The organism is Roseisolibacter agri (assembly GCF_030159095.1).
Lineage (GTDB): Bacteria > Gemmatimonadota > Gemmatimonadetes > Gemmatimonadales > Gemmatimonadaceae > Roseisolibacter > Roseisolibacter agri.
Genome location: NZ_BRXS01000001.1, coordinates 337,667 through 355,363, shown reverse-complemented (window position 1 = coordinate 355,363; position 17,697 = coordinate 337,667). Strand labels below are relative to the sequence as shown.

13 protein-coding genes are annotated in these 17,697 nt (G+C 74.5%); 6 read left to right on the top strand and 7 right to left on the bottom strand.

Annotation, left to right across the window (positions count from 1 at the left end):
- Positions 1-75: 75 nt before the first annotated feature.
- The 3 genes from rosag_RS01505 to rosag_RS01495 all read right to left on the bottom strand — a co-directional run bounded on the left by rosag_RS01505 (position 76) and on the right by rosag_RS01495 (position 3,637).
- Positions 76-723 carry a hypothetical protein gene (locus tag rosag_RS01505; RefSeq protein ID WP_284348236.1) on the bottom strand — a complete coding sequence of 216 codons (648 nt, stop codon included), beginning with the start codon at positions 721-723 and terminating at the stop codon, positions 76-78.
- Positions 720-1,094 carry a PadR family transcriptional regulator gene (locus tag rosag_RS01500; RefSeq protein ID WP_284348235.1) on the bottom strand — a complete coding sequence of 125 codons (375 nt, stop codon included), beginning with the start codon at positions 1,092-1,094 and terminating at the stop codon, positions 720-722. Before rosag_RS01500 ends, rosag_RS01505 begins: the two co-directional genes overlap by 4 nt.
- A gap of 119 nt (positions 1,095-1,213) precedes the next feature.
- Positions 1,214-3,637: an ATP-binding protein gene (locus tag rosag_RS01495; RefSeq protein WP_284348234.1), complete on the bottom strand. Its 2,424-nt coding sequence runs from the start codon at positions 3,635-3,637 to the stop codon at positions 1,214-1,216.
- Between the two features lie 173 nt (positions 3,638-3,810).
- On the opposite strand from rosag_RS01495, the gene rosag_RS01490 reads away from it, so the two are divergent.
- Positions 3,811-5,043, top strand: coding sequence for an erythromycin esterase family protein (locus rosag_RS01490; protein ID WP_284348233.1), 1,233 nt, complete (start codon positions 3,811-3,813; stop codon positions 5,041-5,043).
- Positions 5,044-5,076: 33 nt separating this feature from the next.
- On the opposite strand, the gene rosag_RS01485 is transcribed toward rosag_RS01490, so the two are convergent.
- Positions 5,077-6,957, bottom strand: a complete 1,881-nt coding sequence (locus rosag_RS01485; protein WP_284348232.1) for a PAS domain-containing hybrid sensor histidine kinase/response regulator — start codon at positions 6,955-6,957, stop codon at positions 5,077-5,079.
- Positions 6,958-7,163: 206 nt separating this feature from the next.
- On the bottom strand, positions 7,164-7,553 hold the full coding sequence (locus rosag_RS01480; RefSeq protein ID WP_284348231.1) for a DUF7009 family protein: 390 nt from the start codon (positions 7,551-7,553) through the stop codon (positions 7,164-7,166).
- A 172-nt stretch (positions 7,554-7,725) separates the two neighbouring features.
- Here rosag_RS01480 and rosag_RS01475 point away from each other — a divergent pair, with 172 nt between their 5' ends.
- From rosag_RS01475 to rosag_RS01455, 5 genes are all read left to right on the top strand, one after another.
- Positions 7,726-8,061, top strand: a complete 336-nt coding sequence (locus tag rosag_RS01475) for a PadR family transcriptional regulator (RefSeq protein WP_284348230.1) — start codon at positions 7,726-7,728, stop codon at positions 8,059-8,061.
- A gap of 105 nt (positions 8,062-8,166) precedes the next feature.
- On the top strand, positions 8,167-10,932 hold the full coding sequence (locus tag rosag_RS01470) for an ABC transporter permease (protein ID WP_284348229.1): 2,766 nt from the start codon (positions 8,167-8,169) through the stop codon (positions 10,930-10,932).
- 5 nt (positions 10,933-10,937) lie between these two features.
- Positions 10,938-12,347: a serine hydrolase domain-containing protein gene (locus rosag_RS01465; RefSeq protein WP_284348228.1), complete on the top strand. Its 1,410-nt coding sequence runs from the start codon at positions 10,938-10,940 to the stop codon at positions 12,345-12,347.
- 119 nt (positions 12,348-12,466) lie between these two features.
- Positions 12,467-14,797 carry a catalase/peroxidase HPI gene (gene katG / locus rosag_RS01460; protein ID WP_425607465.1) on the top strand — a complete coding sequence of 777 codons (2,331 nt, stop codon included), beginning with the start codon at positions 12,467-12,469 and terminating at the stop codon, positions 14,795-14,797.
- Positions 14,798-15,010: 213 nt separating this feature from the next.
- Positions 15,011-15,265 carry a DUF3303 domain-containing protein gene (locus tag rosag_RS01455; protein ID WP_284348226.1) on the top strand — a complete coding sequence of 85 codons (255 nt, stop codon included), beginning with the start codon at positions 15,011-15,013 and terminating at the stop codon, positions 15,263-15,265.
- Between the two features lie 7 nt (positions 15,266-15,272).
- On the opposite strand, the gene rosag_RS01450 is transcribed toward rosag_RS01455, so the two are convergent.
- On the bottom strand, positions 15,273-16,880 hold the full coding sequence (locus rosag_RS01450; RefSeq protein WP_284348225.1) for a glycine betaine ABC transporter substrate-binding protein: 1,608 nt from the start codon (positions 16,878-16,880) through the stop codon (positions 15,273-15,275).
- The gene (locus rosag_RS01445) at positions 16,877-17,668 is read right to left on the bottom strand and encodes an ATP-binding cassette domain-containing protein (RefSeq protein ID WP_284348224.1); all 792 of its coding nucleotides are present in this window, start codon (positions 17,666-17,668) and stop codon (positions 16,877-16,879) included. Before rosag_RS01445 ends, rosag_RS01450 begins: the two co-directional genes overlap by 4 nt.
- Positions 17,669-17,697: the final 29 nt, after the last annotated feature.

Genomic DNA, 17,697 nt, shown 5'->3' with positions numbered 1-17,697 from the left:
ACGGGGATCGCAGGCGCGGCGGCCACCCCGGCGATCAGCAGCGTGGCAGCGACGCGGCGCACGCGCGTGCGCCGCTCATGCCGGCGTCGACGCCGACAGGTCGCGGCGCCCTCCACTCGAATGGAGCGCCACCAGCAGCGCGACCGGGATCGCGACGCCGAGGAGCCGCGAGAAGATCGACATGAAGGGGAAGACGACCTGCAGCACGGCGATCAGCGCGAGGCACGCGAGCGCGGCGCCGCGCACGAGCCGCGTCGCCCCTGGCCCGCCGCGCAGCAGCGCGACGCCCGCGGACAGCAGCAGCGCCCCCATCACCGCGCTGAGCCCGAGCGCGAGCACCCAGTCGCCGCCGAGCCCCGTGGCCCGTCCGCCCCAGCCGTCGACGCCCGTGTTCACCAGCTGGAACACGCCGCCCAGCACCGCCAGCATCGCCGTCGCTCGCCTCGCGCGCATGGAGCCTCCCTGGGGATGAAAGTGTGCGCCGCCGCCGTCCCACGATCCGTCCATCCACGCGCGCCACCGGGCGCGCAGCGCCTCGAGCCGCAGCAGCGGCGCGCTGCGCGCGACGTCCCACAGGATCGCGCGCCAGAAGCGGAAGCCGCGCGCGGCCGGATCGCGCCGCTGGTCGCGGAAGAGCAGCAGCATCTCGCTGTCGTACGCCGCGCGGAACGCCCGCGGGTAGCTGCGCAGCAGCAGCCGGTACGCTCGCTCGGCCCTGCTCATGCCGGCTCCAGCCCGATGAGGCGCTTCTGGCGCGCGGCCTCCACCATGCGCTCCATCCGCCGCGCGTCCGCGCGCACGACCGCGAGCCCGAACGGCGTGATGCGGTAGTAGCGTCGCCGCTCGTCGCCCAGTCCGGGGTCGGGCCGCTCCCCGGACTCCGCCACCATGCCGGCGTCCAGCAGCCGCTTGAGCGTGCCGTACAGCGTCCCCGGCCCCAGGCGCACGGCGCCCGCGCTCCGCTCGGCGACCTCCTTCATGATCGCGTAGCCGTGGCGCTCCCCGTCCACGAGCGCGAGCAGGATCTGGAACGTCGCCGGGGGGAGCGGCCCGTGCGCCTCCGGCGTCCGCCCCGTCGCCTCGTCGCTGGCCATCGTGCGCCTCCATCGCGCGGTCGCGCTGTGACGTCGTCCGATATATCGACCCTCGATACATCAGCCAAGGTACGCGTCCGCGACGGCCTGTCAATGGCGGCGCCGGGCCGCCGCGCCTGCTACGGCCGGGGCAGCGTCAGCGTGAAGGTGCTCCCCGCGCCCGCCGTGCTCTCGACCGTCAGATCGCCGCCCATGCCGCGCGCCAGCTCGCGGCTGATCGCGAGCCCGAGGCCGACGCCCTGCTGGCTCTCGTGCGTGCGGTGGCGATCCACCTGCACGAACGGCTCGAAGATGCGCTCGTGCTCCTCGGGCGGGATGCCGCGGCCCGTGTCGCTCACGCGCACGCGGGTCACCTTCGCGTCGCCGTCCGTCGCGCACGCGATGGCGACGCGGCCGCCGCTCTCGGTGAACTTCACCGCGTTGCTCAGCAGGTTGAGCAGGATCTGGCGCAGCTTCTCCGGATCCGCGCGCACCACGTGTGGCTGGTCGGGCGTGTCGGGCCCGCAGGCATCGTGGTCGAACGCGATCCCCTTCGCCGCCAGCTGCGGGCCGATCAGCGATTCGAGCTCGGTCACCACCGTCGCGAGCTCCACGTCGGCCGGCCGGAACTCGATCTGCCCCGCGTCGATGCGCGTGAAGTTCAGGATGTCGGTGACGAGCGACATCAGGTGCTGGTTCGCGAGCCGCACGCGCTCCAGGTCCTGCCGCTGCGCGTCGGTGAGCGGGCCGCGCAGCCCGAGCGACAGCAGCTCGGTGTAGCCGCCGATCGCGTTGAGCGGCGTGCGCAGCTCGTGCGACATCGTCGACAGGAACTGGCTCTTCGCCGCGTTCGCCGCCTCGGCCGCGTCGCGCGCCGCGGCGGCCGCCTGCGAGGCCTCGCGCAGCGCCGCGTCGGCGCGCCGGCGCGCGGTGACGTCCTGCAGGACCGCGATCACCGCGCGCCGCCCTCCGTACGGGACGTCGCGCAGGAAGACCTCGACGTCGATGACCTCGCCCGACTTCCTGCGATGGTGGAAGACGCCCTGCGAGCCCCCCATCGGATGGGCCGCCTGGGCCACGGCGAGCATCGGCGGCACCTCGTCCGGTGGACGGACGTCGCGGATGGTCATCGCGAGGAACTCCTCGCGCGACCAGCCGTAGTGCCGCACCGCCGCCTCGTTCACGTCGAGGAAGGCGAGCGTCTCCACGTCGTACACCCACTTCGGCAGCGGCGACAGCGCGAAGAGCTGCCGCGCCAGCACCGCGGAGGCCTGGGCCTCGCGGCGGGCGGCGTCGACGTCCGCGTAGAGCCGCGCCTGGTCGAGCGCCGTGGCGGCGCGCCGCGCCAGCTCCTGCGCGAACGCCAGGTCCTCGGGCGCGTAGAGGCGGCCCGACTCCCCCGTCACGAACCCCAGCGCGCCGAGCGTGCGTCCCTGGACGCGCACGGGCACCGTCATCAGCGAGCGGAAGCCGACGCCGCGCAGCAGCGCCAGGTGCGCCGGGTCGCGCGCCACCTGCTCGAGCACCGCGTCGGGGACGAGCGGGATCAGCTCCGGCTCGCCCGTGCGCAGCACCCGGGCCGCCCCCGCCGGCTCGTCGGCCCGGATCGGGTAGCGGCGCGCGGTCTCCGCGATGAACGCCTCCTTGGCCGGCACGACGTGGCGGCTCGCCACGATGCGGAGCGTGCCGTCGCCGGCATCGACGGTGTACAGCGCCCAGTCGGCGATCATGGGCACCGCGAGCGCCAGGACCTCCCGCAGCGTGGTCTCGTAGTCCAGCGACGCGGCGAGGCGCTCGCTCGCGTCGGCGAGGAAGGCGAGGCGCCGGCTCGCCGCGTCGGCCTCCGCCCGTGCGCGCTCCGCCTCCATGGTGCGCGCCTCCAGCTCGGCGGCGGTCGCCCGCAGCTCCTCGGCCTGCAGCTCCAGCTCGGCCGACTGCTCCAGGAGCTGCTGGTTCGCCAGCTCGAGCTCGAGCTGCTGCTCCAGCAGCCCCGCGTTCGCGCCCTCCAGCTCCTGCCGGGCGTCCTGGCTCTCGGCGTAGTCGCCGCGGAGCCGGTCGTGGGCCGCCGCCCCCAGCACGGCCTCGGTCACGTCCTCCACGTGGTGCAGGAGGTAGCGGACCTCGCCGTCCGGACCGAGGATCGGCACGTTCCGCGGCGCCCAGTGGCGGACCTCCCACGTGCCGTCTGGGCGTCGGAGGTCGTAGCGCTGTACCTCCATCTCGTGGGGCAGGCGCGTGCGCAGCACCGTCTCGAGCGAGGCGCGGAGGTTCGTCACCCCGCTCGGCCTCCCGTTCTCCGGGTTGCTGTCGGAGAAGACCTCGAACAGCGGCCGTCCGATCGTCGCCTCGCGCGTGCTCAGCGTGGCGGCGAGGCGCTCGTCGCTGGCGGCGAGCATCGTGAAGCGCGGCGGGTCGGCGGCGAGCAGGAGGTTGATGCCCGGCATCGCCGCGAAGACGGCCGCGAAGATGGGCCCCAGGTCGGGGCCGCCGGTGTCACCCGGACGCGGGACCTCGGGCGCGCCTCCGCGCGCCGGCGTGGACCCGGACGAAGTACGAGCATCCATGCGGGACGAGTATCCCGAAGTCACGATTCGACGGCCGGCGCAGCGCGCGCGGGGGACGAGCGCGGAAACATACCCTGATGGCAGCGTCCTCCGGGAACCCGCCCCGGGACAGCGGCGCGACATGGGTCGGATGTCCCACGCCGAACTCATCGGGACGGCATACCGTTGAGGCCATGCCCCCTCACCCGTTCCGGCGCCGGCGCGTCCCGGCGATGCTCGTCGCGACCGGCGCGCTGCTGCTCGTCGGCCTGACGCTCGTCGCCTCCGCGGCCGGCGCGCAGCCCGCCGCACCGACCACCGATTCCGTCGAGGCGCAGGCGGCCGCGCGCGTCGCCGACGCCGTGTGCGACCGGCGCGTCGTCCTCCTCGGCGAGCTGCCGGACCACGGGCACGCGCGCGGCTTCGGCGTCAAGGCGCGCATCGTCGAGCGCCTCGTGTCGCGCTGCGGCTTCCGCGCGGTGCTGTTCGAGGCGGGGAGCTACGACTTCTTCGGCCTCGAGCGCGCGATGGCCGCCCGCGCCCCGACCGACTCGCTGGAGCTCGCGCTCGCCCGCGCGATCGGCGGGATGTGGTGGACGCGCGAGCTCGGAGGATTCCGCCGCTGGCTCGTACGGCAGGCGGTGACCGGCCGCGTGTCCGTCGGCGGGATCGACGACCAGCCGATCGGCATGACGGCGGCGTACGCCCGCGCGACGCTGCCCGGGCTGGTGGGCGCCGCGGTGCCGCCCGCACGAGCGGCCGAGTGCCGCGACGTGGTGGCGCGCCACGTCGAGTGGAGCTACGACGCGACGCATCGGTACGACGGCCCGGAGCACGCGCGCCTCGCGGAGTGCACGCGCCTGGCGGCCGACCGCACGCCGGGCCCCAGCCGGACGCCGGACGAGGCGATGCTCGACGACCTCGCCGGCTACGCCGCGCGCGAGCGCGGCGAGGCACCCGACCGCGACCTCGCCATGGCGCGGAACGTCGCGTGGTGGTCGGCGCGGCTGCCGAAGGACGCGAGGATCGTCGTCTGGACGGCGACCGTGCACGCGGCGCGCTCCGCCGGCACCCCTCCCGTGCGCCCCGGCGGCGTGCCGCCGATGGGCGAGCGGCTGGCCGAGCGGATGCGCGACCGGATGGCCGTCATCGGCTTCACGGCACTGCGGGGGCAGTGGGCGCGCGCTGGACGGCCGAGCCAGGCGATGGACGCGGTGCCGGCGGACGCGCTGGAGGCGCGGGCGCTCGCGCGAGCGGCCGGCGACACCGCCGCGTGGACCTACCTCGACCGCGCGAGGCTCCGCGCGCTGGGCGCCGCGCCGTCACGGCTCTTCGGGAAGGTCGCGACGGGCGACTGGGCGGCGGCGTTCGACGGCGTGCTGGTGCTCCGCGACGAGGCCGCGCCGACGTTCGAGCCGCGACGGTGACCGCGGGCGCCTCGCGCCTCACCCGCTCGCGTCTCACCCGCTCGCGGCGGCCCGCGCGCCGCGCGCCAGCGTGTCGGCGACGACCGAGAGCAGGCGCTCGGTCGTGAACGGCTTCTGGATGAAGCCCGCGCAGCCCGGCGCCCCGACCACCGCGCCGCTCCCGCTCACCGAGGCGCCCGAGAGCTCCGCGTAGCCGGACATGAGGAGCACCGGGAGCCCGGGGCGCAGCGCGACCGCCTCGCTCGCGAGCTCCACGCCGCCGAGCTCCGGCATCGCCGCGTCGGTCAGCACGAGGTCCACGGGGGCGCCCGCGCGCAGCGCGGCGACGGCCGCCGCGCCGTGCGGCGCCTCCTGCACCTCGTAGCCCGCCAGCTCGAGCATCCGCCGCGCCATCGCCCGGATCGGCGCCTCGTCCTCGACGAGCAGGATCCGTCCGCGGCGGCCGGACCGCGACGCGCTCGGCGATGCGTCGGCCGCCGCGGTGGCGGGCGCCGCGAGCGGAAGCGTCACCGTCACCGCGGTGCCTCTGCCCTCGGTCGAGTCGAGATCGATCTCGCCGCCGAACTGCCGCACGAGGCCATACGCCATCGCGAGTCCCAGCCCGCTGCCGTGCTCCTTCCGCTTCGTCGTGAAGAACGGCTCGAACGCGCGCGAGCGCACCTCGGGCGACATCCCGTGTCCGGTGTCGCGCACCACGAGCGTCGCCTGCGGGCCCGTCGCGTCGCGCACGACGCCGACGTCCAGCACGAGCGTGCCTCCCGACGGCATCGCGTCGCGCGCGTTCAGCACGAGGTTCATGACGACCTGCTCGAGCTGCGCGCGCGACGCGCGGACCGGCGCGTCGACCTCCACCGGCGGGAGCCGCAGCTCGATCGTCCGCGGCAGCAGCTGGCGGAGCATGGACCCGAGCGCGCGCACGACGGCCGCGAGATCGAGCACCTCCGTCTCGAGCGCCTGCCGGCGACTGAAGGCGAGGAGCTGGCGCGTCACGCCCGCGCCGCGCTCCGCCGCGCGCACGATCTCGTCCACGTCGCCGCGCAGCGGCGTGTCGGCCGGCAGCTCCAGCTGCACGAGCTGCGCGTAGCCGAGGATGGCGGTGAGGATGTTGTTGAAGTCGTGCGCGACCCCGCCGGCGAGCTGGCCGAGCGCTTCCATCTTGTGCGTCTGCCGCAGGCGCGACTCGAGCGCGCGCCGATCGGTGACGTCGCGCGTCGTCGTGAGCACGTGCTCGACGTCGCCCGCCTCGTTCCGCTCGGGCACCACGCGCGTGTGGTAGTGCCGCGTCTCGCCGTCGGGCCCCACGAACTCGAACTCGGCCTCCTCGGGCGCGCCCGTCGCGAACACGCGGTCGTTGATCGTCTCCCAGCGCGCGACGAGCTCCGACGGGAAGCCCCACTCGCCGAGCGTGCGACCGACGAACCACTCCGCGGGGATGCCCGTCGCGCGCTCGACCGCGCGGCTCATGAAGCGCGCGCGATGCTCGCGGTCGTAGCGCGTGATGACGTCCGGCGAGTGCTCGGCGAGCGACGCGAGCTCGCGCTCGCGCCGCCGCAGCTCCGCCTCCATCGCGACGCGGTCCGACACGTCGCGCACGAGCACCACGCGAAGCACGCGATCGTCGACGCGCACCGTGCGGCCGCGGATCTCGCACGGGAACGTCGTGCCGTCGGCGCGCAGCGCGTTGCCGACGAGCGGGCCGTCGGCGCCGGCGGCCATGTGCTGGAACAGGCGCGCGCGATCCTCCGGCACCGCGAAGTCCGCGCCCGGCTGCCCCGCCAGGTCCTCGGGCGCGCACCGGAGCATGTCCGCGAGCGCCGCGTTGACGCGCAGCACGCGCCCGTCCTCGTGGATCAGCACCCCCTCCGACGTCGCGTCCGAGAGAAGCTGGGCCCAGTCCCGCGCTCCGTCGCTCACTCGTCCCCCCCGCTGCCCGCTGCCCTGCGTCCGACCCGGTGGCGCGCCGCGCGACCGGGCGATCCATGACCTCGCGGAGGCTACCTCGCGGGCGCCGGCTCCGACAGACGTGATGTCGGTCCGTGCTGTGGCGTCGGAACGGACGCAGAACGCGCGACGTGCCCGTCGTGCGCGTGTCGTGCGCGCGTCGCGTGCGTGCGCGTCGCTCAGCAGGCGCGCGTGGCGGCCGGATTCGCGAACGCGTCCGCGTCCTCGTCCCGGCGGTCGAGGCACGCGAAGTCCTTCTCGATCAGGATCTGCAGCACGCCCGCGCCATCGGGGCCGACGCCCCGCTGCTCGGCGGCGATGCCCACGCGATCGGTCGACGCCCACTCGCGCGCGAGCGCCTCGGGCAGCACGACGGTGATGCGGCCCGACGCCAGCCGCGCCGCGACGTCGGTGATGGTGGGCGACGACTCGACGGCGTACGCGAGCGCGTCCTCGCGCCGCACGCCGAAGGCGGTCGTCTCCTCCACCCGGCCGTCGCGTGCGAGGCGCGCGACGTCGGGGCGCGAGAGGCGCAGGCGGATGCTGTTGCCCTTGATGCGGAGCTTCATGGGAGGTCGTGGGTCGGGGAGGGCGTGCGCACGCGCACCGGAGAAGGGTCGCCAGCCGCGCGCCGGCGCGCGAGCGACGATGGCTGCCGCGCGGGCCCTCATCTCTTGACAGCTAGAGGAGCGCGCCGCATCCTCTCTCGACAGCGAGAGGAACATCCCACCGGAGCCGCCCGTGCCGCCACATCCGCAGACCGATGCCCTCCGCGGCTCGCTCGACCTGCTGGTGCTCAAGACGCTCTCGCTCCAGCCGATGCACGGCTGGGGGATCGGCCAGCGCGTGCAGCAGATCTCCGACGGCGTGCTCGAGGTCAACCAGGGCTCGCTCTATCCCGCGCTGCAGCGGCTGGAGAAGGACGGGCTGATCGACAGCGCGTGGGGCACGACCGACAACAACCGCCGCGCGCGCTACTACCGCCTGACCGCCGCCGGCCGCCGCGCGCTGGGCGCGGAGCTGGAGAGCTGGCGCCGCTTCGCCGCCGGCCTCGAGGCCGTCCTCCGCACGAGCTGAGCGCGGGCCGCGGCCGCCTCCCCTGCTGAATCCTCGCGCGGGCGGCCCCCGTACTCCTCTAGACATCGACAGAAGACCCCACCCGCTCCCATCCGGAGTCGCTGCATGCGCTGGATCCACGCCGCGCGCGCCCGCGCGCGCCTGCTCTCCCGCCGCGAGGCGGAGGAGCGCATGAACCACGAGATGGCCTTCCACCTCGAGATGGAGGCCGACCGGCTCGTGCGCGAGGAGGGGCTGACGCCCCAGGAAGCGCGGCGGCGCGCGGTCATCGCCTTCGGCATCGCCGAGCAGCACAAGGACGCGATGCGCGACGGACGCGGCCCGGCGTGGCCCAGCGGTCTCGCGCTCGACCTGAAGCTCGGGCTCCGGATGCTGGTGAAGTATCCCGGCATGACGATCGTCGGCGGGCTCGCGATGGCGTTCGCCATCTGGACCGGCGCCATGGTCTTCCAGGTGGTGATGCTGTTCTTCAACCCCGCGCTCCCGTTCCCGGACGGCGACCGCCTCGTGAACCTGCGGAACTGGGACGTGCAGGCGAACGACCCCGAGCCGCGCGCGCTCCACGACTTCGTGGTCTGGCGCCAGGCGATGCGCACGGTGACCGACCTCGGGGCGTGGACGAACGTGACGCGCAACCTCACGGGGCGCGACGGCGAGGCACGCCCGACACAGGTCGCGGCGATCACCGCCTCCGGATTCCGCGTCGCCGCGACGCCGCCGCTGCTGGGCCGCGCCCTCGTCCCCGCGGACGAGCGGGCCGACGCGCCGACGGTGATGGTCCTCGGCCACGAGGTGTGGCGGACGCGCTTCGCGGGCGACTCCACGATCGTCGGCCGCACGGTGCGCCTCGACGACGCGTACGCCACCGTCGTCGGCGTGATGCCCGAAGGCTTCACCTTCCCGGTCGCGCACGACGCGTGGGTGCCGTTCCGCCCGGACGTGCGCGACGACGCGCCGCGCCGCGGGCCCGCGATCACGATCTTCGGGCGGCTCGCCCCCGGCGCGACGCTCGACGAGGCGCGGACGGAGCTCGCGGCGCTCGGCCAGCGCGCGGCCAGGGAGCTGCCCGACACGCACCGGCACCTGCAGCCCCAGGTCGTGGCGTACGCGCAGATGTTCGGGGACATGTCGCAGGCCGAGGAGGGCGGAGTGCTCGCGCTGACGCAGGTCTTCGCGCTCATGCTCCTCGTGCTCACCTGCGGCAACGTGGCCCTGCTGCTGTTCGCGCGCGCGGCGACGCGCGAGAGCGAGATCATCGTGCGCAGCGCCCTCGGCGCGAGCCGCCGGCGGATCGTCGCGCAGCTGTTCGCCGAGGCGCTCGTGCTGGGCGGGGTCGCGGCCGCGGTGGGGCTCACGGCCGCCCAGGTCGTGCTCCGCCAGTGGGGGCGGCCGTTCCTCCAGGCCAACATGGACGACGTCCCGTTCTGGCTCGATCCGCGCCTCTCGCCCAGCACGGTCCTCTACGCCTGCCTGCTCACGGTGCTCGGCGCCGCGATCGCTGGCGTGCTGCCCGGGCTCAAGGTCACTCGCGGCCTCGGGTCGCGCCTGCGCGCCGGCACGACCGGCGGCGGCGGCATGCGGTTCGGCGGCGTGTGGACGGCGGTGATCGTCGCGCAGGTCGCGGTCACCGTCGCCTTCCCGGCGCTCGTGCTGGTGGAGGTGCGGGAGCAGCAGCGCGTCCGCACGTACGACGTCGGGTTCGCGGCCGACGAGTACCTGGCGGTGCCGCTCGCGATGGAGACGGCACCCGGCGCGGGCGTGGACGGCGACACGGCGGCGGCCGCGCACCGCGCGCGATTCGCCATGCGGGTCGAGACGCTGCGCCAGCGCGTCGCGGCCGAGCCGGGGGTGGTCGGGGTCTCCTTCGTGGACCAGCTGCCGCGCACGAACTACTCGTATCGGCAGATCGCGCTCGACGATCCGACGTGGATCGCCGCCGCGTCGGGCGCGGCGGCCACGCCGGCAGCGCGACCGCCGCGGCGCTACACGAAGATCGCGTCCGTGGATCCGTCGTACTTCGACGTGCTCGAGGCGCCGATCCTCGCGGGCCGGGGCTTCCAGGCGGCGGACGTCGCCGCGGGCGCGCGGGTGGTGATCGTGGACCAGGGCTTCGTGGACCAGGTGCTCCAGGGGCGCAACCCGATCGGCCAGCGGGTGCGGATCGCCGACGGCAGCATCGCGCCCGACGGCCCGGGCGCCGACTCCCTGCCCTGGCACGAGATCGTGGGCGTCGTGAAGGAGCTCGGCATGATCGGCGCGGCGGAGACGACGCGGGCGCTCGGGCTCTACCTGCCGGCCGCGGCGGGCAGCGGCTTCGCGCCGCACATGGTGATCCACGCGCAGGGCGACCCGATGGCGCTCGTGCCGCGCGTTCGCCGGCTGGCCACCGCGGTGGACCCGACGCTGCGCGTCGGCGAGCCGCAGCGCCTGGACCAGGTCGCGGACGACCTGCTGTGGCTCCTGGGGACGTGGGTGCGCGCGACGCTGGTGCTGACCGCGGTCGCGCTGCTGCTCTCGCTCGCGGGCATCTACGCGGTGCTGTCGTTCACGGTCGCGCGGCGCACGCGCGAGATCGGCGTGCGCGTCGCGCTCGGCGCGAGCCGGCGCCGCGTGGTGACCGCGATCTTCCGGCGCCCGCTGACGCAGGTGGGCCTCGGCATCGTGGGCGGCGCCACCCTCATCGGCCTGGGCGCCATCGGGCTGGCGCACACCTACCAGTTCCGGGACTGGCCGCGTCACCTCTCGGCCGGCCAGATCGCGATGCTCGTGGCCTACGCGGCCTTCATGCTCGTGGTGTGCCTGCTCGCCTGCATCGTCCCCACGCGACGCGCGCTGCGCGTGGAGCCGACCGTCGCCATGCGCGTGGAGTGACCCTCATGAAGAACACGTCCCGCGCACTCGCCGTCGCAGCAGTCGCCGCGCTCCCGGTGCGCGCCGCGGCCGCGCAGCTGCCCGCCGGCACGACGCCGCCGACCGCGGAGGTGCTGGCGGCGCGCATCGATTCCGTCGTGAAGGCCGACCTCCTCCCGCGCGGGTTCCCGAGCGTCTCGATCGCCGTCACGCGCGGTGGACGCCCGCTGCTCGAGCGTGCGTGGGGCGTCGCCGACGTCGCGACCGGCCGGAAGGCGGAGCCGACGACCACGTACAACATCGGCTCGATGGCCAAGCAGTTCACCGCCGCGCTGGTGCTCAAGCTCGTCGAGCGCGGGAGGCTGTCGCTGACCGATCCCGTCGGCCGCCACCTGAAGGGGCTCCCGCCGGAGTGGAACGCCATCACCATCGAGCAGCTGCTGAACCACACCTCCGGCCTCGCCCGCGACTTCGCGACGGGACGCCCGGAGACCGACGTCGTGCCGGGTGACTCGCTCGTCGCGATGGCGGCGCGCGACACGCTCGTCACGAAGCCGGGGACGACGTTCGCGTACTCCAACACGGGGTACATGCTGCTGGGCGTGCTGGTCGAGAAGGTGCACGGCAGGCCGTACGGCGTGGTGCTGCGCGACGAGATCGCGCGACCGCTCGGGCTCACGTCGCTCGGCTGGTGCGAGAGCGTGGCGCGGAATCGCGCGGCGACCGGCTACCTCCGATCGAGCGATGGCCGGGCCGCGCCACGCGGCGCGACCCACGCGTCGCAGGACATCGGCGCGTCGGCCATCTGCGCGACCGCGAGCGACATCGCGACGTGGAACCAGGCGCTGCACGGCGGCCGAGTGCTCTCCGCGGCGTCGTACGCGGCGATGACGACGCCGCGCGGTGCGGCGACGGGCCGCTACGGCTTCGGGCTCGTGCCGCGAAAGGCGCCGTGGGGCGCGCCGGCCATCGTCCACGACGGGGAGGACAGCGGCTTCTCGTCGCACAACGCGTGGTTCCCGGCGGAGTCGCTCTCGGTCACGCTGCTGTACAACGCGCTGCCGCGGCTGGAGGCGAGCATGGCGGACTTCGTCGGGCTGATCGCGCTCGGCGGATCGCCGCGCCCCATCGCGCCGATGCCGCGCATCGAGCTGCCCGTCGCCGCCACGCAGGGCGCGGGGCGTCCGCCGCTCGTCGGCGCGTACGAGCTCGCGGCCGGCCGCCTGTTCATCGTCACCTTCGAGGACGGGAGCCTGTACGTCACGCCGACGGGTGGCGCGCGGCAGCCGCTCGTCCTGCAGTCCGGGACGACCTACACGCTCGGTGGCCCGCAGTCGACCACGACCGTCACGTTCCGGGTGGACGCGAGCGGCGTGGTGACGGGCTTCGTCGCGCGGTCGAACGGCGTCGATCGCGAGCTGCGGAAGATCAGGTAGGTGCGCGAGCGCGCGCGACGACCCCAGCCGGGCCGTCGCGCGCTGCCGGTAGAGAACGTCTATCGCCTCATCTACAACGTCGATTTCCCTGATCGCGTCCCCTGACGTAGCATGCGGCCATGCCGCGCGCGACGCGCGCGCGTGCGTGTGGCGCGACGCACCGAACCGCAGTCAGGACACGTCAGGAGACGACCATGGACGCCAACGGCGACCCGAAGTTCAACGAGCAGGGCGCGGGCAAGTGCCCCGTGGCGCACGGCGACAACCGCGCCGGCCACGCGGACCCGCGCGGCAACGCCCCGAAGAACGGGAGCCGCGGCCACTCGAACCGCGAGTGGTGGCCGCAGAACCTGCGGCTCGAGGGGCTGAACCAGCACGCGCCGCGCTCCAACCCGCTGGGCGCCGACTTCGACTACGCGAAGGAGTTCGAGAGCCTCGACCTCGACGCCGTCGTCGCCGACCTCCACGCGCTGATGACCGACTCGCAGGAGTGGTGGCCGGCCGACTTCGGGCACTACGGCGGCCTGTTCATCCGCCTCGCGTGGCACAGCGCGGGCACCTACCGCACGACCGACGGCCGCGGTGGCGCGGGCCGCGGGCAGCAGCGCTTCGCGCCGCTCAACAGCTGGCCGGACAACGCGAACCTCGACAAGGCGCGGCGGCTCCTCTGGCCCATCAAGCAGAAGTACGGCCGCAAGCTGTCGTGGGCCGACCTCTACGTGCTCGTCGGCAACGTCGCGCTCGAGTCGATGGGCTTCCGGACGTTCGGCTTCGCCGGCGGCCGCGCGGACACGTGGGAGCCCGAGGACATCTTCTGGGGGCCCGAGGGGTCGTGGCTCGGCGATGAGCGCTACAGCGGCGAGCGCCAGCTGCACGAGTCGCTCGGCGCGGTGCAGATGGGCCTCATCTACGTGAACCCCGAAGGGCCCAACGGCAACCCGGACCCGATCGCCGCGGCGCGCGACATCCGCGACACGTTCGCGCGCATGGCGATGAACGACGAGGAGACGGTCGCGCTCATCGCGGGCGGCCACACGTTCGGCAAGACGCACGGCGCCGGCGATCCGTCGTTCGTCGATCCCGAGCCGGAGGCGGCCCACATCGCGGACCAGGGCCTCGGCTGGCGCAACCGGTGGGGCACGGGCGTCGGCCCGGACGCCATCACCGGCGGCCCGGAGGTGATCTGGACCCAGACGCCGACGCGCTGGAGCAACCACTTCTTCGAGAACCTGTTCGGGTTCGAGTGGGAGCTCACGACGAGCCCCGCGGGCGCCAAGCAGTGGCAGGCGAAGAACGCGCCGGCGGACATCCCCGACCCGTTCGACCCGAACAAGAAGCGCGTCCCGACGATGCTCACGACGGACCTCGCGCTGCGCTTCGATCCGGCGTACGAGAAGATCTCGCGCCGCTTCCACGAGAACCCCGACCAGTTCGCGGACGCGTTCGCGCGCGCGTGGTTCAAGCTCACGCACCGCGACATGGGCCCGATCCAGCGCTACCTCGGCCCGCTCGTGCCGAAGGAGACGCTGATCTGGCAGGATCCGATTCCCGCGGTGGATCATCCGCTCGTCGACGACGCGGACGTCGCCGCGCTCAAGGCGCGCATCCTCGCGTCCGGGCTCACGGTGCCGCAGCTCGTCGGCGCGGCGTGGGCGTCGGCGTCCACGTACCGCGACTCCGACAAGCGCGGCGGCGCCAACGGCGCGCGCGTGCGCCTCGCGCCGCAGAACGCGTGGGAGGTCAACGACCCGGCGCGGCTCGCGAAGGTGCTCGAGACGCTCGAGACCATCAAGGCGGAGTTCGACGCGTCGGCCGCCGGCGGCAAGCGGGTCTCGCTCGCCGACCTGATCGTGCTCGGCGGCTGCGCGGCGGTCGAGCAGGCGGCGAAGGCCGCCGGCACGGAGATCACGGTGCCGTTCACGCCCGGCCGCATGGATGCGTCCGCGGAGTGGACCGACGCGGACTCGTTCGCGCCGCTCGAGCCGCGGTCCGACGGCTTCCGCAACTACCGCCGCAAGGGGCTGCACTTCATGGCGCCCGAGGAGGCGCTGGTCGATCGCGCGCAGCTGCTCGGCCTGAGCGCGCCCGAGCTGACGGTGCTCGTGGGCGGCCTGCGCGTGCTCGGCGCCAACGCCGCCAACTGCATGGACGGCGTGTTCACCGATCGCGTCGGCACGCTGACGACCGACTTCTTCGTGAACCTCCTCGACATGCGCACCGAGTGGCAGGAGACGGAGCACGAGAACCTGTTCCAGGGGCGCGACCGCAAGACCAAGGCGCCGCGCTGGACCGCGACGCGCGTCGACCTGATCTTCGGCTCGCACGCCGAGCTGCGCGCGCACGCCGAGGTGTACGCGTGCGCCGACTCGCAGGAGAAGTTCGTCGGCGACTTCGTGGCCGCGTGGACGAAGGTCATGAACGCGGACCGCTTCGACCTGCAGCGCGCGTGATCTGACGTGTGAGCGATGACGAACGGCCCGGCCGCCCCGCATGGGATGGTCGGGCCGTTCGTCCGTTCGACCGCAGGCGATGTCTCACGCGCGCACCGTATGGCCACCAGCTCGCCGGCCCCGCACCGACGGGTTGTCAACCGATCGCTGGCAGCGCATCGTAGGCCGCCCCGCCGAGTACCGTCTCCGACCTCTGGCCCAAGGAGATCGCCCGTGCTCTTCCACATCACGCAGGTCCACACTCCCGAAACCTGTCCGAGAGACGCGGGTGGCTCCAACTCGCTGTTCAACCCCGACGTGCCGGGCATCCGGCTGATCGGACGGTACGGCGCGAACGCGCAGCACACGCTCTTCTTCATCGTCGAGGCGGACGACGTCAACGCCATCCACAAGTTCCTCTATCCCGGCTTCACGCGCTGCACCAGCACGGTCACGCCGGTGAGCGAGGTGCCGGTGCCGAGGGACTGAGCAGCGGTCACACCCGCGCACCTCGGCGTCGGACGCGGAGGTGCGCGGGCGCGACACGCCGCTCGACCAGCGCCAGCGCGCCGTCCACCAGCAGCGCGAGCACGGCGGCCGGCAGCGCGCCGGAGAGGACCTGCCGCGTGTCCGCGAGCGCGAGGCCCGTGACGATCGGCTCTCCCAGCCCGCCCGCGCCGATGAACGCCGCGAGCGTCGCCGCGCCGACGGTGATCACCGCGGCCGTGCGCACGCCCGCCATGATGACGGGCGCGGCGAGCGGCAGGCGCACGCGCCACAGCCGCTGCGCGGGCGTCATGCCGAGCGCCTCGGCCGCCTCCACCGCGTCGGGATCGGCGCCGCGCACGCCGGCGTACGTGCCGCGCGCGATGGGATAGAGCGCGTAGAGCCAGAGCGCGACCAGCGCCGGCACCGTCCCGATGCCGAGCAGCGGCACCATGAAGGCGAGGAGCGCGATGCTGGGGATGGTCTGCAGCACGCCGAGCGCACCGAGCGCCGGCGCGGCCGCGCGCTGCGCGCGCTCGAGCGCGAGGCCGAGCGGCACGGCCACCAGCGTCGCCGCGGCCAGCGCGAGCGCGGCGAGTGCGAGATGTCGGAGCGCCAGGCGCGCGAGCGCCGCGCGACGTGCCCAGAGGTACGCGCCGAACGATTCGCCACCGTTGCCGGTGCGTGCCGCGTTCGCGGTGCGGCCCTCGACGAGCCCGAGTCGCTGGAGCGCCGACGCCGCGACCGCGCGCGCGTCCTCGCCGTCCACCTCGACACGGCGGTTGAGCGCGCGCATGGTCGCGACGTCGAGGCGCGCGCTCAGCAGCGCGAGCGCGGAGACGACGTCGCCTCGCGCCGCGGCGCCGCGGCCGAGCAGCGCGGCCGCCTCGTACGGCGGGAAGAAGCGACGGTCGTCCTCGAGCACCACGAGCCCGTAGCGCGCGAGCAGTCCGTCGGTCGAGTAGCCGTCCACGACGTCGACCGCGCCGCCGGCGAGCGCCTGGTACTTGAGCGCCGGCAGCAGCGGGCGGATCGTGCGCGGGCGGATGCCGGGACCGTACGCCCGCGCGAGCCCGGCGAGGCCGTCGCTCCGCTCGATGAAGTCGGGCGTGAAGCCGGCGCGGAGGCGTGCGCTCTCGCGCGCGAGGTCGCTGAGCGTGCGGAGCCGGTATCGCGCCGCGGTCTCTGGGCGCACGGCGACGGCGAAGGTGTTCTCGAAGCCGAGCGGGGGCAGCCAGCGCATGCCCCACCGCGCGCGGAACGCGCTGTCGACGTGCGCGTAGACGCGGCGCGGATCGGCGAGCGTCGCGCGGGGCAGCGTGTCGTGCAGGATCGCGAGCAGTCCGGTGCCCGTGTACTCCGGGTACACGTCCACGGCGCCCGACCGGAGCGCGCCGACGAGGATCTCCGTGCTCCCCAGCCCGGGCTTCCGCACGACCGGGATGCCGCGCGCCTCGAGGAGCTGCGCGAACAGCTCGGCCAGCACGTACGACTCGCCGAACGGCTTCGAGGCGACGACGACCGGCCGGCGCTCGCGCGACTCCTGCGCGCGCGCCGTCCCGGCATCGAGCAGCGAGAGCAGCAGGAGGGCGAGCGCCGCCACTGCCCGGCGCATCATGCGTCCCTCCGGCGGCGCGCGCCCGCGAGCGCACGCTCCAGCAGCGACGCGACGTAGGGCGTCGCGGGCGCCGCGCACATCGCGTCCAGCGTGCCGCGCTGCTCGACGCGTCCGGCGCGCATCACCACGATCTCGTCGGCCAGGAAGTCGGCCTCCAGCAGGTCGTGCGTGACGAGCAGCGTGGTCACGCCGAGCTCACGTCGGAGCGCCGCGCACACGGCCTGCGCCTCCGAGCGGGAGACCGCGTCGAGCGCGCCGAACGGCTCGTCCATGAGCAGCACGCCGGGGCGCGCGGCGATGGCGCGCGCGAGCGCCACGCGCTGCCGCTGTCCGCCCGAGAGCTCGTGCGGGAAGCGCGCCCCGTACGCATCGGGCGCGAGCCCCACCAGCTCGAGCGCGCGGCGTGCGGCCGCCGTCGCGTCGGGACGCGCGAGCAGCGCGGGGACGAGCGCCGCGTTGCGGAGCGCGGTCCAGTGCGGGAGCAGGCCGCCGTGCTGCGGCACGTAGCCGATGCGCCGCCGGAGCGTGGGCGCGTCGTACCGCGTCACCTCCGTGCCGCCCACCAGCACCGCGCCCGCGGTCGGGGCGACCATGCGGTTGAAGCAGCGCAGCAGCGTGGTCTTTCCCGCCCCGCTCTCGCCGACCAGGGCGACGCACCGCCCGGGGTCGACGCGCAGGCTCACGCCGTCGACCGCGACCACGCCGCCGAGGGTGCAGCGGACGTCCCGCGCGTCGAGCGCGACCGCGCCGTCCGGCGGCCCGTTCAGCGTTCCCACCGTCTCACCCACGGCTCCCTGTCCGATGGCGATGCAGACCG

Bases quoted from the DNA above. Each gene is read 5' to 3' on its own strand.
- rosag_RS01505 (WP_284348236.1), bottom strand. From the start codon at position 723: ATGAGCAGGGCCGAGCGAGCGTACCGGCTGCTGCTGCGCAGCTACCCG.
- rosag_RS01500 (WP_284348235.1), bottom strand. From the start codon at position 1,094: ATGGCCAGCGACGAGGCGACGGGGCGGACGCCGGAGGCGCACGGGCCG.
- rosag_RS01495 (WP_284348234.1), bottom strand. From the start codon at position 3,637: ATGGATGCTCGTACTTCGTCCGGGTCCACGCCGGCGCGCGGAGGCGCG.
- rosag_RS01490 (WP_284348233.1), top strand. From the start codon at position 3,811: ATGCCCCCTCACCCGTTCCGGCGCCGGCGCGTCCCGGCGATGCTCGTC.
- rosag_RS01480 (WP_284348231.1), bottom strand. From the start codon at position 7,553: ATGAAGCTCCGCATCAAGGGCAACAGCATCCGCCTGCGCCTCTCGCGC.
- rosag_RS01470 (WP_284348229.1), top strand. From the start codon at position 8,167: ATGCGCTGGATCCACGCCGCGCGCGCCCGCGCGCGCCTGCTCTCCCGC.
- rosag_RS01465 (WP_284348228.1), top strand. From the start codon at position 10,938: ATGAAGAACACGTCCCGCGCACTCGCCGTCGCAGCAGTCGCCGCGCTC.
- katG (WP_425607465.1), top strand. From the start codon at position 12,467: ATGCCGCGCGCGACGCGCGCGCGTGCGTGTGGCGCGACGCACCGAACC.
- rosag_RS01450 (WP_284348225.1), bottom strand. From the start codon at position 16,880: ATGATGCGCCGGGCAGTGGCGGCGCTCGCCCTCCTGCTGCTCTCGCTG.